Source organism: Streptomyces sp. NPDC028907 (assembly GCF_055564995.1).
Map to the genome: position 1 here is coordinate 244062 of NZ_JBVHVE010000015.1, position 14315 is coordinate 258376.

General features: G+C 71.4%; 12 protein-coding genes. 7 read left to right on the forward strand and 5 right to left on the reverse strand.

Translation table 11 applies throughout. The annotated features are described in order from the left end of the window. Positions 1 to 38: 38 nt before the first annotated feature. Genes ACZ4UU_RS36685 through ACZ4UU_RS36705 form a run of 5 tightly spaced genes read right to left on the reverse strand, consistent with a single transcriptional unit; the run spans position 39 to position 4880 of the window. A complete protein-coding gene (locus ACZ4UU_RS36685; RefSeq protein ID WP_471907732.1) occupies positions 39 to 923 on the reverse strand; it encodes a Pvc16 family protein in 885 nt (294 codons plus the stop codon). A 33-nt stretch (positions 924 to 956) separates the two neighbouring features. Then, positions 957 to 1700 carry a hypothetical protein gene (locus tag ACZ4UU_RS36690; RefSeq protein WP_471907733.1) on the reverse strand — a complete coding sequence of 248 codons (744 nt, stop codon included), beginning with the start codon at positions 1698 to 1700 and terminating at the stop codon, positions 957 to 959. Continuing rightward, positions 1693 to 2430: a T4 family baseplate hub assembly chaperone gene (locus tag ACZ4UU_RS36695; protein ID WP_471907734.1), complete on the reverse strand. Its 738-nt coding sequence runs from the start codon at positions 2428 to 2430 to the stop codon at positions 1693 to 1695. Before ACZ4UU_RS36695 ends, ACZ4UU_RS36690 begins: the two co-directional genes overlap by 8 nt. Positions 2431 to 2456: 26 nt before the next feature. Then, positions 2457 to 2981 carry a phage tail protein gene (locus ACZ4UU_RS36700; protein ID WP_004003113.1) on the reverse strand — a complete coding sequence of 175 codons (525 nt, stop codon included), beginning with the start codon at positions 2979 to 2981 and terminating at the stop codon, positions 2457 to 2459. A 33-nt stretch (positions 2982 to 3014) separates the two neighbouring features. After that, positions 3015 to 4880 (reverse strand): phage tail sheath subtilisin-like domain-containing protein, encoded by a 1866-nt coding sequence (locus ACZ4UU_RS36705; protein ID WP_471907735.1) that lies wholly within the window; start codon positions 4878 to 4880, stop codon positions 3015 to 3017. A gap of 636 nt (positions 4881 to 5516) precedes the next feature. Here ACZ4UU_RS36705 and ACZ4UU_RS36710 point away from each other — a divergent pair. From ACZ4UU_RS36710 to ACZ4UU_RS36740, 7 genes are all read left to right on the forward strand, one after another. Then, positions 5517 to 6851: an ABC transporter substrate-binding protein gene (locus ACZ4UU_RS36710; RefSeq protein ID WP_471907736.1), complete on the forward strand. Its 1335-nt coding sequence runs from the start codon at positions 5517 to 5519 to the stop codon at positions 6849 to 6851. Continuing rightward, positions 6848 to 7783, forward strand: coding sequence for a carbohydrate ABC transporter permease (locus ACZ4UU_RS36715; RefSeq protein WP_471907737.1), 936 nt, complete (start codon positions 6848 to 6850; stop codon positions 7781 to 7783). Before ACZ4UU_RS36710 ends, ACZ4UU_RS36715 begins: the two co-directional genes overlap by 4 nt. After that, positions 7780 to 8724 (forward strand): carbohydrate ABC transporter permease, encoded by a 945-nt coding sequence (locus tag ACZ4UU_RS36720; RefSeq protein WP_471907738.1) that lies wholly within the window; start codon positions 7780 to 7782, stop codon positions 8722 to 8724. Before ACZ4UU_RS36715 ends, ACZ4UU_RS36720 begins: the two co-directional genes overlap by 4 nt. Positions 8725 to 8750: 26 nt before the next feature. Next, positions 8751 to 9659 carry a 5-dehydro-4-deoxyglucarate dehydratase gene (locus ACZ4UU_RS36725; protein ID WP_471907739.1) on the forward strand — a complete coding sequence of 303 codons (909 nt, stop codon included), beginning with the start codon at positions 8751 to 8753 and terminating at the stop codon, positions 9657 to 9659. Further along, the gene (locus tag ACZ4UU_RS36730; RefSeq protein ID WP_471907740.1) at positions 9656 to 10915 is read left to right on the forward strand and encodes a glucarate dehydratase family protein; all 1260 of its coding nucleotides are present in this window, start codon (positions 9656 to 9658) and stop codon (positions 10913 to 10915) included. The genes ACZ4UU_RS36725 and ACZ4UU_RS36730 overlap by 4 nt, the downstream gene beginning before the upstream one ends. A gap of 65 nt (positions 10916 to 10980) precedes the next feature. Continuing rightward, complete coding sequence (locus ACZ4UU_RS36735) at positions 10981 to 12039, forward strand: NAD-dependent epimerase/dehydratase family protein (protein ID WP_471907741.1); 1059 nt, start codon at positions 10981 to 10983, stop codon at positions 12037 to 12039. A 406-nt stretch (positions 12040 to 12445) separates the two neighbouring features. Next, on the forward strand, positions 12446 to 13936 hold the full coding sequence (locus ACZ4UU_RS36740; protein ID WP_471907742.1) for a C40 family peptidase: 1491 nt from the start codon (positions 12446 to 12448) through the stop codon (positions 13934 to 13936). The last annotated feature ends 379 nt before the right edge of the window (positions 13937 to 14315 follow it).

A 14315-nucleotide genomic window follows, 5' to 3' on the forward strand; every position in this document is an offset into this window, starting at 1 on the left:
CCTGCCCCCGTCGCGTCCATCCCGTGTCACCGCTCGGTTCACTGCTCGGTCTTCTCGTCGGCGTCGTCCGCCTGCCGCGGGCCGGGGCGTGCCGAACGAGGGGTGCGGGCGGGCGCCTTACGGGTGCGGGCCGGGGCCTTGGCGACGGCCTTCGCGGCCTTCTTGGTGGCGACCGGGGCCTTCTTCTCGACGACGGCCTGGTCCTCCTTCCCGGCGGGGGTCGCGGATTCGCCGTCCACGGCCGGGCCCTCGGGATGTCCCGCCGACGGCACCTCGGCCCTCGGCCCGGCCCCCGGAGGAACCGGCGCCCCCGGCGCCCCGAACGGCAGCACCCGTACGTCCGGCCGCTCCACGGGCTTCGCCGGCACCGGCTTCTCGCGTCCGTCGATGAGGACGAGGGTCGCCTGGTAGACCACCGACAGCGAGTACGGCGTCTGGTAGAGCATCCCCCACAGCTTCGACGTCTCGTCGATGTCCATGACCGTGGGCGTGAACCGCACCCGTTGGGCCGCCTCCGCGAGGTCGCTGTCCACGAGGTGCGGGAGGTGACCGGTCTCCTCTATGACGTCCTTCGGCAGGATCGGGATCTCGTGCAGGGTGCGGACCACGGAGCCGATGAGCCGCTGGCCGACCAGGGTCGTCTCGTCGCCGTACGCGGTGATGAGGTAGTGCAGGTCCAGCGCCGCGGCCGGCCGCTTCACCAGCCTGCCGTCAAAGGCTCGGGTCGGCAGGTCGTTGTTGCGCATCGAGGTGTTGGGCGTGACCTGGTAGAGGAACACGTTGAGGGTGGGGTGGTCCGGCGGCTCCGTCGGGGGCTTGTGCGGTTCCACCTTGACGGCCTCGTCGAACTCCGGGCCCACGTTGGACGCGAGCAGCAGGGCGAGGGCCTGGGTGACATGGGCGATGGCGAGTGCGTTGCTCATGGCGTGGGTTCCTCGGTTCCTCGGTCTGTCATGTCACTCCCGCCCTCGCGCCAGATAGTCGGCCAGGCTCAGGGTCGCGCCCGGTCGTTCCGTCGCCTGCGTGCGCTTGCGGGGGCCGCCGGACGGCGACGGTCCGGCCGTCACCTCCAGCCGCCCGATCTGCACCTGCACCACCTGCTCGGGCGTCCGCGACGGCCGCCGCGCGGCGGCCTGTCGTACGGCGTCCCGGGCTGCCGCCGTGTCCGCGGCGCTGGGGCGCAGCGCCGCGGACACGGCAGCGGGAGCGGCGTCCGTCCCCGGGGGGATGGGAACGGTCGCCGCGGTCTGGGAAGCGCCCCGCTCGGGACGCCCACGGCCCGTCGCCCGCTGGACGGCGTCGGGCATCGGCCGGGGGTCGGCGGCGAGCGGCGCGACGGGGCGCAGCAGGGGTGTCTCGGGCCGGGGCAGCGGGGCGGGCCGCGGTGCCGGGTCGGCAGGTGCGCGTTCGGTGCGTACGACGGTCCGTTCCCGTTCCGTGCGCGACCGGGCCGGGGGCGTCGCCGGGCGCGGCGCCTCCCCCTGACGTACGGCCGACGGTGTGGTGGCGGGCCACAGCAGGTCGGTGCCGTCGTCCGGGTCCTGTGCCGTGCTCCGTACCGCCTCGACCCGCTCGAACGGGCCGGGCAGCCGGGGTCGTACCCGCACCACGCCCGGGCGGGGTCCGGCGGCGGCCGGGGTGTGCCGGGCGATCAGCCGGTCGAGGAAGTCGGGAACCGGCGCCCCGTCGGCGTCAGACATCCGCACACAGCTCCAGGTAGTAGCGGCGCCGCAGCGGGCTGAGCGCCAGGATCTCCGGCTCGCTCCAGCCGTACGACGTGGCGAGCAGGTGGACGTCGAGCAGCAGGTCCCGTGCCCAGGCGTCCAGTTCGGTCCACAGGTAGGACGCGATGTCCAGCTCGGCCCGGGTGGCCTCGCCGCATTCGGGGCAGGCGACGTTGAGCGTGACGTCGGCCCCCGGGTCGGCGGCCTCGACCGCCTCGGCGATGCGGCGCTGGACCGGGACCGGCAAGTCGCCGGCGCCCGCCGCCGTCCCGTCGCGCACCGCCGAGACGAGGCACCGGGCGAGCAGGGCGGCACGCGGGTCCGCCGCCCGGGCCGCCGCCGTCAGGTCGGCGACACCGGGCAGCTTGAACTCCACGTCCCAGCCGTCCTGCCGGACCCGGACCACGGCGTCACCGGGCCCGCCCGGACCGCCGAGCGAGCGGGCGAACTCCCCGGCGTCCAGGTCGAACTCCATGTCCGCCCCGCACGCCGAGCATGCCAGCCGCACCTGCATCCGCTCCCCGAACAGGGCGCGGCGCAGCGCGAACAGGTCGGCCTCGCGCTCCCCCACCGGCAGCACCGGCAGGGTCGCGGCGTCGACGTCCGGGCGCGCCGTGCGGTGCAGCAGCAGGGCGCGCCCCGTCGGTGCCTCGGCGAGCCCCGCCTCCCAGGTGGCCAGCAGCTCGGCCGCCCCGGTGATCGCCATCTCGTCCCCCCTCGACTACCCGTCGCTCAGGCCGGGTTGAGGAAGGAGGGCTCCTCCGGCTCGGGCACCTCGTAGTCCCGCTCCCAGCCCTCGCACTCGAGCTTCAGCGACTGGATGGCGACCGCGTTGGCGTTGGCGTCGAGCTCGCCGAGTACCTGGTACTCGCTGGGCCAGGTCCGGTAGAGCTTGTGCGAGACGGCGACCTGGCCGGCCTCGTTGAGGACCTGGATGACGATGTCCTTGCGGAAGTCGGCCAGCGAGACCTCCGATCCCAGCCCCGCGCCGACCTGCCAGACCTTGTTGGCCCAGCGGTCGAACTCGGGGTCGTGGGTGACCCCGCGCTCCAGGGTGATGCCCTCGAACTCGGAGCGGCCCGGCGACTTGCGCGGGGACGAGGGGTCGCCGCCGTGGCGGTGCTTGACGACCTCCGTCGTCCGCTTGAGCGGACTGATCTTGCTGATGCCGGCGACCGTGCGACCGTCCCACAGGACCAGGAACTTGAAGTTCTTGTAGGGGTCGAAGCGATGCGCGTTGACCGTGAACTCAGCCATCGGATTCCTTCAGTTCTCCACGATTCCCGGCGCCTAGAGCGCGAACTGCCCGGACGTCTGCTGGATTTTGACGATCACGAACTCCGCCGGCCGGACCGGTGCGATGCCGACGAGGACGTTGACGATGCCGTTCTCGATGTCCTCGGTGGTCGTCGTGTCGCTGTCGCACTTGACGAAGTACGCCTCGCGCGGGGTGCCGCCCTTGAAGGCGCCCTGACGGAACAGGGTGTGCAGATACGAGGAGGCGGCGAGCCGGATCTGCTGCCACAGGTTCTCGTCGTTGGGCTCGAACACCACCCACTGCAGGCCGCGCTGGAGGCTCTCCTCCACGTGGAGGGCGAGCCGGCGCACCGGGACGTACTTCCACTCGCTGTCGAGGGCGTCCGAGCCCTCCAGCGTGCGCGCGCCCCAGACGACGGGGCCGGTGAGCGGGAACGTCCGCAGGACGTTGACGCCGAGCGGGTTGAGCAGACCGGTCTCACGGTCGGTGAGGTTGACGGTGAGCGAGTGCACGCCCGCGAGCCGCGCCTCGGTGCCGGCCGGGGCCTTCCACACGCCGCGTTCGGAGTCGGTGCGGGCGATGACGCCGGCGACCGCGCCGGACGGCGGGAAGGAGCGCAGCCGGCCCGTGAGCGGGTCGGTGAGCTGGAGGTGCGGGAAGTACAGGCCCGCGTGGTTGCCGCGCACGGCGTCGAAGGCGGCGAGCCCGGCGCGTGCGGAGTCGACGCTGACCCAGGTGCTCGGCGCGTCGACCAGCAGGAAGATCCGCCGCTCCTGGCACAGCCGCTGGGCGGCCGAGACGACGGTGAGCGCGTCCTCGGTCTTCTCGTACGCGGCGAGCTCGGGCAGCGCCAGCAGGTTGACGTCGGCGACGCCGCGCAGCGCCTGGATGCCGGTCTTGTCGCCCTCGGATCCGATGAGGTCGCGCGGTCCGGGCGCCTCGCCGTCCTCGCCGCCCTCCAGCGGGAAGACCGGCGGGTTGACGGAGGCCTCCAGGCCGAGGTCGTTGGCGCACTCGCCGAGGAAGCGGACGACGTCCTCGGGGTCGGTGGAGCCGGCGACGACCTGGATACGGCGGCCGAAGGCGGTGACCTCGGCGCCGGCGAAGGCGTGCTTGCCGGGCGCGTCGGGCAGGGCGCGCAGCTTGCGCTCCAGGAGCAGCGCCAACTCGGCGACGGAGCACGGGGCTTCGCCGTCGCACTCGGGGTCGTAGAGCGTGAACTCGCGCTCCACCTCGCCGATTTTGACGGTCAGGTCCACGGCCAGGTTGGGCAGTTCGTCGCCGAAGGGCTTGGAGACGGTGCCGGACGGGTCGGGACGGCCCTCGCCGACGACCTCGACGCGGATCAGCTTGGAGCCCGCGTTGATCACGGTCTGCGCGTAGCGGCCGTTCGCGGGGTCCATGGACAGGCCCGTGAAGCTCTCGCGGGCGTCGCCCTTGGCGTCGTAGACGCGCAGGTTGAAGGTTTCGTCGGGGCACTGGGTGTCGTGGTCGACGGCGACGCGCAGGCCGTTGCCCCAGAGGCCGGGTTCCTTGGCGTGTACTTCGAGGACCGGGCCCTCACTGTGGCCCTCGGTGGACTTGAGAGTGACGCAGGCGGCCTTGCCGCTGCCGGCCTTGGCGACGCGGACGATCACCGCGACGGTGCCGCCGTTGCCGAAGAACTGGTGGACCGCGTAGCCGACGGCGCTCTGGGCGCTCAGGCCCCCGAAGCGGCGCTCGAACTCCGCGAAGCTGGTGACGCGTACCGGCTCGTTCAGCGGACCGCGCCGGGTGTGACCCACGAAGGCGGTCACGGACGTGGTCAGGGTCGAGATCGTGCGGGTGCTGCTGGGGAGTTCCTCGACGTAGACGCCGGGATACGTCGGCTTTGCGGCGCTGACCGCGCTCATCGGCATTCCCCCTCCTTATCCCTGTCTCGGGTACCGGACAAAGGCACCAAGAGATGGCAGAGGGAGGCATTCCCGACCCGGGGCACGAAAACGCCACCCACAAGGGCGACCGCGTCACGTGCACCGCACCAGTTTCCCCCGTCATCACCGTGGGCGTTCGGCCACACGGCTCAAGCAAACGCGCTTGTGACTCCTGATGCTCAAGTGCTCAACCCACCTTGGTGTGTTCGGAGTTGACCGAACAAGTCGCCTTCAGGCCACCCCAGGAGGGGGTTTGGTGAAGGCGCCCTCCCGGCATCCGCACATCCCGCCTGCGCGCCCCGGGCAGCTGGTTCACAGGTTCTGCACAGTGGTGTCGCCGAGGCGCTCCAAAGGGGCCCGGAACCGCGACCGAACGACCCCACCCGCACCGTTCGACCGGTCGCACGGGCGTACGGCCTCCCCGAGTCGCACACAACGTGCCGTGGCCGGTTTTCCGGGGGTGACGAGAACCCGCTACTCGCGACCCGCCCACCTACAGGGCCGGTGAAATCCCATCTTCATGTCTTGACATACGGCCGAAACGATTCGTAACTTGGCCGATCATTTAGATGCGTGAAGTGAGTTCACGTATATGAACTCCAGATCCAACGGAGTGTGTCCATGCGGGATCACCGACGACGTCGCCGCCCGGCCGCCCTGCTCGTCGCCACGGCGCTCGCGTTCGGAACGGCCGCGTGCGGCTCCGGTTCCGGCAGTGCGGGCAGCGACGACCCGAACACGCTGGAAGTGTGGACCCGGAGCAATCCGGACTCCGCCGCCACCTACGACCGGGTCTTCGCCGCCTTCACCCAGAAGACCGGCATCAGGATCGACTACCAGCCGGTCATCAACTTCGACCAGCAGCTCCAGAGCCGCGCGTCCACCAAGGACCTGCCGGACGTCATGATCAACGACACGGCGCTGATGGGCGGCTACCAGAGTCAGGGCCTGCTCAAGCCGATCGACCCCGCGTCGGTCGCGGGCGGCGACCAGATCACCGACAAGTCCTGGTCCTCCACGGTGGGCATCGACGGGAAGCACTACGGCATCCCGTACTCCCGACAGGCGCAGACCCTGATGATCCGCACGGACTGGCTGAGGAAACTCGGGCTGAAGGCGCCGACGACCTGGCAGGAGATGCTGTCCGTCGCCAAGGCCTTCGCCACGAGGGACCCGGACGGCGACGGCAAGGCCGACACCTACGGCATCGTCGCACCGGGCAGCGCCCAGAACGGCTACGCCGCCTGGTGGGGCGCGAGTTTCCTGTGGCAGGGCGGCGCCGAGATCATCAAGTCGGACGGCGAGGGCAAGTACAGCCCGGCCATGGACTCGGCCGCCGCCGTGAACGCCGTGAGCTGGATGAAGGACAACCTCTTCTGCGGTGACAACGATGTCGTCCAGCCCGGCGCGCTCACCGCCGTCACCTCGACGGCCACCAACTTCCAGGACGGCAACGCCGGGATGTACATGACCGGCCCGTACAACATCACCACATTCGACGGCACCCTCGGCAAGGACAAGTACGAGGTCGTCCCAGCCCCCGCGGGCCCGGCCGGCGGCGATGTGCTGGCCGACGGCGAGAACGTCTACCTCGGCGCCAAGACCGGCAAGGACGAGCAGGAGCTGGCGCTGGCCGCGTTCCTGGTCTCGCCCGAGGGCCAGAAGATCGCCATGACCAGCGTCGACGGCCACCAGCCCGTGGTCCGCATCCCCGTGAACTCCACGCTGGACGCGGCGAAGGTGCGCGACGACGCCCGCTGGGGGGTCGTACAGAAGGCGTACGAGGACGCTTCCCAGCAGTTCCCGAACGCGCCGGACTTCGCCCCGATCAAGCAGGACACCGCCGACGCGCTCAACTCGATCTTCACGTACTGCGGCGGCGACGTCCGCTCGCAGCTGGCCGAGCTCAACGACACCCTCGCCGGTGACCTCAAGGACCAGGACCTGCTGAAATGACCGCTACCGTCCCTGCCCCCGCGGCACGCAGAGGCCTCGACAAGACGGGCCCGCACAAGCGGGCCTTCAACAAGAAGGCCGTAGTCCCCTGGCTCTTCCTGGCTCCGGGGCTGCTGCTCGCCCTCGTCTTCAAGTTCTGGCCGATGGCCAAGGGCGTCTGGCTGAGCTTCTTCGACGTCCGGCCCTTCCTCGGCGACCAGTGGATCGGCCTCGACAACTACACGAGGGTCCTGACCGACCACCGCTTCCAGGACGCCATCGGGCACACCCTGGTCCTGGGCATCGGCCAGTCGGTCGGCGCGATCCTGCTCGGGTTCGTCCTCGCGCTGCTGCTGGAGGGCCAGGCCCGCTCGCTGAAGATCCTGCGTACGGCCGTCTTCCTGCCCGCCGTCACGGCCACCGCGGTCGTCGGCGAGCTGTGGCGGCTGATGTACTACCCGACCTCCGACGGCCTCCTCAACAGCGGCCTGCACCTGCTGGGGCTCGGTCCGGTCCAGTTCCTCGACAACCCGGACATCGCGCTGTATTCGACGATGGCCATGGGCATCTGGATCTGGGCGCCGTACAACATGGTGATCATCCTCGCCGGTCTCGCGGGCGTGGACCGCACGCTGTACGAGGCGGCGGCGATGGACGGCGTCTCGCTGTGGCAGCGGCTTCGCCACGTCACGCTGCCCGCGATACGCCCGGCGCTGATGATCGTGCTCACGCTCGCCACGATCCGCGGACTGCGTGTGTTCACCGAGGTCTACGTCCTCACCGGCGGCGGCCCGGCCGGGTCCACCGACGTCTGGATGACCCGCGCCTACACCCTGGGCTTCACCCGCAACGACATCGGCGGCGCCTCGGCGGCCTCGGTCGTCCTGCTCTGCGTGACGCTGCTGCTCACCGTCACGATCAACTACCTCCGCAAGAGGGGAGAAGCGCGATGAGCGTCCCCGTCATCGACCCCGTCCGGCCGGCGGCACCTGACACCCCGGCCGGACGGAGCACCAAGGCACGGCGGACCACCCCGGCCCGCTTCGACACCGCCCTCGGCTGGAACGACAAGCCCGGCCTCGCCTGGGCGCTGCGCGTCCTGCTCTGTCTGATCGCCCTCGGCGTCTTCGCGGCGCCGTTCCTGACGATCTTCTCGGGCGCCGTCACCACCAACCCCAGCGGCTCCTCGCTGTCGTTCCTGCCGCACGACAGCACGCTGTCGAACTTCACGGTGGCGGGCGAGCGCGGCATCTGGGACTACCTCGGCAACTCGCTGGTCATAGCGGGCGGCGGGCTGCTGCTCCAGCTCGTGGTGTGCACGCTCGCCGCGTACGCGCTGGCCCGGCACCGGTTCCGCGGGCAGGCGCTGATCATGATGCTGTTCATGATGACGCTGATGCTCCCCGAGGAGGTCATCGCGATCCCGCTGTCGCTGGTCCTCGGCGACGTCCCCGTGGTCCACCTGGACCTCAAGGGCACCGTCTGGGGCGTCATCCTGCCGCTGGGCGCCTGGGGCTTCTCGGTGATGATGCTGACCGAGTTCATGCGGGACATCCCCGCCGAGATCGAGGAAGCCGCCCGGCTGGACGGCGTGGGCGAGCTCAGGATGCTCTGGCAGGTCGTCCTGCCGCTGTGCAAGCCCGCGCTCGGGGTGGCCGGCGTGCTCGGCTTCATCATGATCTGGGATCAGTACCTGCTGCCCCTGATCGCCGCCAAGGACCCCACCGACTACACGGTCACCGTCGCCCTGTCCGTCCTGCGCACCGACCCCGAGGTCGGCTCCGGGGTCGTGCTGGCCGGTGCGGTCATCGCCCTGGTCCCCAGCCTGATCGTCTATCTGCTCCTCCAGCGCTCGCTGGTCACCGGCATCGCCGCCGGTGCCACCAAGGGCTGACCCCTACCCCCACGTCTGAGAGAGACATGAAGTTCCAAGGAGTGCTGTTCTTCCCGGTCACGCCGTTCGGCGTGGACGGCTCGCTGGACGAGGAACGGCTGGCCCAGCACATCGAGTCCGCGGTCGCGACGGGCGCGGGCGGCGTGTTCGTCGCCTGCGGCACCGGTGAGTTCCACGCCCTGACGCCCGAGGAGATCGAGCGCGCCACGCGCGTGGCCGTCGAGACGACCGCCGACCGTGTGCCCGTCCTGGCCGCGGCGGGCGGCCCGCCCCCGGTGGCCCGCGACCACGCCGCCCGCGTCGCACGCGCCGGCGCCGACGGCATCCTGCTGCTGCCGCCGTACCTGGTGACGGCGCCTCAGCGGGGCCTGGTGCGCTACGTCGAGGAGGTCACCGCCGCGACCGACCTGCCGGTGATCTTCTACCAGCGAGGCACCGCCCGCCTCACCGAGACGACGGCGGCCGAGATCGCCGCACTGCCGAAGGTCGTCGGCCTCAAGGACGGCATCGGCGACATCGAGCGGATGCACCGCATCGTCCGGGCCGTGCGTGCCGTGCCGGGCGGCGCCGACTTCCAGTTCTTCAACGGCCTGCCCACCGCCGAGATGACCGCGCCCGCCTACCGGGGCATCGGCGTCGACCTGTACTCCTCGGCCGTGTTCGCCTTCGCCCCGGAGATCGCGCTGGCCTTCCACCAGGCGCTGGCCCGCGACGACCGGGAGCTGGTGACGACCCTGCTGGACGAGTTCTACGGCCCTCTCGTCGAACTCCGCGACGAGGTCCCGGGCTACGCCGTGGCCCTGGTCAAGGCCGGCGTGACCCTCCGCGGTCTGGACGTCGGCGGCGTACGTGCCCCGCTGCTCGACCCGACGCCGGAGCATGTCGCCCGGCTCGCGAAACTGATCGACCACGGCCTGGAGGCGGTCCGCGCATGAGCACCACCGTCGGCACCCGCATCCGCGAGCTGATCGTCACCCCGATCGCCTTCCGCGACCCGCCGCTGCTCAACTCGGGCGGCGTCCACGAGCCGCTCGCCCTGCGCGTCATCCTCCAACTCGTCCTGGAGGACGGCACGGTGGGCCTCGGCGAGTCGCCGGGCGGCATGGCCCGCCTGGAGCGGCTTCAGGCGGCCGCGAAGGTCGTCGCCGGAATGGACGTGTTCGACACCACGGCCGTCACGGCCGCGATCGACGCCGCGCTGCTGCCCACGGTGCCCGGCTCCCACGAGCGCGGCTGGACCACCTCGGCGGTCGAGGTCGCCTGCCTCGACGCCCAGGGCAAGCTGCTCGACCGCCCGGTCAGCGACCTGCTCGGCGGGAAGGTCCGCGACTCCGTGCCCTTCGCGGCGTACCTCTTCTACAAGTGGGCCGAACACCCGGCCCTGGACGGCCGCGCGGCCGTGAGCGACGACTGGGGCGAGGCCCTGAACCCCGCCGGGATCGTCGAGCAGGCCCGGCTGATGCGACAGCGGTACGGGTTCGAGTCGTTCAAGCTCAAGGGCGGTGTCTTCCCGCCCGACGACGAGATCGCGGCGATCAGGGCGCTCGCGGAGGCCTTCCCCGGGCAGCCGCTGCGGCTGGACCCCAACACCGCCTGGACGGTGGAGACCTCGCGGTACGTCGCCCGTGAGCTGGACGGCGTCCTGGAATACCTGGAGGACCCGACCGCGACGATCCCCGGCATGGCGGAGGTGGCGAAGGACTCGCCGCTGCCGCTCGCCACCAACATGTGCGTGATCGCCTGGGAGCATCTGCGCCCGGCGATCGAGCGGAACGCGATCCAGGTGCTCCTCACCGACCACCACTACTGGGGCGGACTGCGCCGCACCCGTGAACTGGCGGCGGTCTGCGAGGCGTTCGGCATCGCCCTGTCGATGCACTCCAACTCACACCTGGGGATCAGCCTCGCCGCGATGACCCATGTGGCGGCGGCCATCCCCAACCTCGACCACTCCTGTGACACGCACTACCCGTGGAACTCCGCCGACGACGTGATCGTCCCCGGCGTCCTGGAGCTGCGCGACGGAGCGGTCGAGGTCCCGACCGGGGCCGGTCTCGGCGTCGAGCTCGATCACGACGCCCTCGACCGGCTGCACCGGCTGTACGTGGAGTCGGGCGTACGCAGCCGGGACGACACGGGGTACATGCGGCGGATCCACCCGGAGTACGAACCGCGGCTGCCGCGCTGGTGATCCGGGACAGGGCGGTCGGGGCCCCTTTAGGGTGGCCCCGACCGCACGACCGGAGGGGTGAGCGCGTGGGCGAGGACGGTTCGGCGAGCGTCTTGGTGACCGGGGGCAGCGGGTTCGTCGGCAGTCATCTGGTCAAGCGGCTGCTGGAGCGCGGCCACCTGGTCCATGCCACGGTGCGCCGCACGGCCGACACGGCGAAGGTACGGCCCCTGTGGGAGATGCAGGAGGCCCATCCGGACCGACTCCGGCTGTTCGAGGCCGACTTGCTGAGCGAGGGCTCCTTCGACGAGGCGATGGCCGGCTGCCGGGTGGTGTTCCATGTGGCCTCGCCGTTCCGTATGCCGGAGAAGATCAGGGACGGCCGCCGGGACATGGTCGACCCAGCCCTGCTGGGCACGCGCAACGTACTGGCGGCCGTCGAGCGCACGCCCACCGTCGGGCGACTGGTCCTCACGTCCACGGTGGGCGCGGTCTTCGGCGACTACACCGACGTACTGGCCATGGACGACGCGGTGCTGTCGGAGCGGTACTTCAACACCACCAGCACTGTGGAGAACAACCCGTACCACTACGCGAAGACGGTCGCGGAGCGCGCGGCCTGGGACGCGGAGGCCGCGCAGGACCGCTGGCGCATGGTGTCGGTCAACCCCGGCCTGATCCTGGGCCCCTCCCTCACCCCCGCCTCCGAGTCCGGAAGCCTCTTCCTGCTGGACGAGCTGTTCAGGGGCTACTTCTTCTACGGCGCCCCGGACTTCAGCTTCACCACGGTGGACGTGCGCGACGTGGCCGACGCGCACATCGCGGCGGCGGAGAACCCGGACGCGAAGGGCCGTTACATCCTCGCCGCCCCGACCATGACGTCCTTCCACGAGATGTCCCGCGTGATCCGGACCCGCCACCCCCGCGACCTCCGCCTCCCGCGAACCGCGCTCCCCCACTGGCCGGTCCGTGTCCTCGGCCCCGCCTTCGGGCTGACCCAGGACTACATCCGAAGACACCTCGGCATCCGGTTCCGGGTGGACAACAGCCGCAGCGTGAACGAACTGGGCATCACCTACCGCCCGATCGAGCAGACGCTCCTCGACCACTACGAAGCGTGGCGAAACCGCCGCGCCGCGCAGTGAATTGGGACGCCCGACCACACCGAGCGTCGAAGGTCACAAAAACGTATCGGACATTTCACATGCCAATCTTCACGGGGGCCTCACAAGTTCGTTAGGTTACGCATCGGACCGCACGACGACCTCCGGCGAACCCCGCCGGGACGCGCGGCCTCCGCCGAGTCCGGTGTGCCCGCGAGGGCCCGCTGGAGCCGGGGACCCACCGAACTTGGGGTGAATCGGCCCAACTGCCCTTCGGGGCAAGGGCCGTAGGGCACACCTTCCGGAAACGACCGCCCGAACCCTCCCCCAGAGCTTTAACGGCCTGGGGGTACCCCCACCGCTGACCCGGTAGGCGGAGCACGGAAGGAGTACGTCGCCCATGGCGCCGGAACGCAGCGCGCGTCCGGGGGCTCTGAGCCTCCCTGGCATGCGCAATTCCGCACTCGCGTCGGCAGCTCTCACCTCGGTGGCCCTGCTCGCCCAGACGGCCAACGCCGCCCCCGCGGCCGCGGACGAGTCACCGAGCCGCGAGGAGGTCAGCCGACGCGTCAGCTCCCTCTACGACCAGGCCGAGTCCGACACGGGGACCTTCAACGCCACCCGCGCCTCGGCGACCGGCCCCCGCACGCGCGCCGACCGGCCGACGGACGCCGGACGCAGGCCCGCCGCCGCCCCGGGCGACGACCGCGGGCGCGCTGCCCCCGCGCTGGACGGCGTCGCCCGGCACTGGTTCGACGTGGCCCGCTCGAAGCTGGGCCCGACCGTTCCGGCCGTGCTGCCGACCGACAGGGCGCCGGCCCGCGCCACGCGGACCCCGGCCCCTCGCTCGGGCGACGGCCGCACCGCCCTGGAGCTGCCCGCGGCGCCTGTCGCCGAGCTGACGTCCGGACCGGCCACCTCGACGGCCGCGGTGGCCGAACTGACGGCCGGTCCGGTCGCAGCCCTGCCGGCCGCGCCGGAGCCACCGCGGGAGACCGCCGGGACCACCCAGGGCACCCGACCCGACCAGACCGCCCTGGCGCTGCCCGGCCCGTCCGCCGAAATCTCGGCCGAGCCCGAGCAGCGGTCCTCGCTGCGGACGTCCAAGGAACGCAACCAGCGCAAGCTCGCCCAGGCCCGCGAGTTGCTGTCCCTGCACACCGCACCGAAGAGCACCTCGCTCGCGACCGTCGGGACCCTGCCTGCCGCCGACCCCTGGAGCACCACGTCGCCCGAGGTCCAGCCCTCGGCCGACACACAGTGGGACGCCCTGCGAAACCAGGGACCGGCCGACCTCACCACCGTCCCGGCCGGCACGACGGCGTGGACCCCCGCACCGGCCCCGGCCGCCGACCCCCTGACGGCCCCCGCGACGAGCCAAGCCCCCGTCACGGCACAGCCCTACGGCGCGGTCCAGGCCCTCGACACCGGCCAGACCTACGCGACCGGGCAGACCTTCGGCGCGGGACAGCTCTACGACACCGGCCAGCTGTACGACACCGGCCAGTCGTACGGCACGAGCCAGGCCCACGACACAGGCCGGCTCCCCGCCACAAACACCGCCCTCACGGCGACCGCCCCGCAGGACACCCGGGCCGTGCGGGCCCTGGACTTCGCCCGCGCCCAGCTCGGCAAGCCCTGTGTCTGGGGCACGTCGGGCCCTGACGCGTACGACGGCCCCGGGCTGACGCAGGCCGCCTGGAAGGCCGCCGGGATCTCCCTGCCGCGCACCGCTCCGGAGCAGGCGACCGCCGGTCAGGGGGTCGCGCTCACCTACCTCGAACCCGGCGACCTGGTCCTCTTCCACGTCGGCCACGTCGGGATCTACTCCGGGAACGGCATGATGATCCACGCCCCGGGGCCGGGGGCGGCCATCCGCGAGGAGTCGATCCACTACGCCGGCGAGTCGGCGATCCACAGCGCGATACGGCCCGCCTGAGTCGAGGCCGAGCAACTCCACGACCACCCCGCCTCCCGTCAGGCGGGGTGGTTCTCTTTTTGTCTGTCCGACCTCGGGTTTGTCGATACGTCCTGACAAGCCCATTGACATCGTCTGTCGACCACCGCATAGTACCTGCCACTAGAGCGCGCTAGTGAAGCGCTCCAGTCGTTACCCAGCGGGCGGTACCCATGACCCTCCCCCCACCTGAGAACCCGCCCCGACCAGCACAGCGAGGTGCATGGGACATGCGCAGACACCACCGAGCCGCCGCTCTCACCGCGACCGCCCTGGCCGGCGTCCTGTTCGCCGCGGGATGCTCCAGCAGCTCCGGCGGCAAGCAGTCCGAGGAAGGCTCCGCGGACACCTCGGCGGGCAA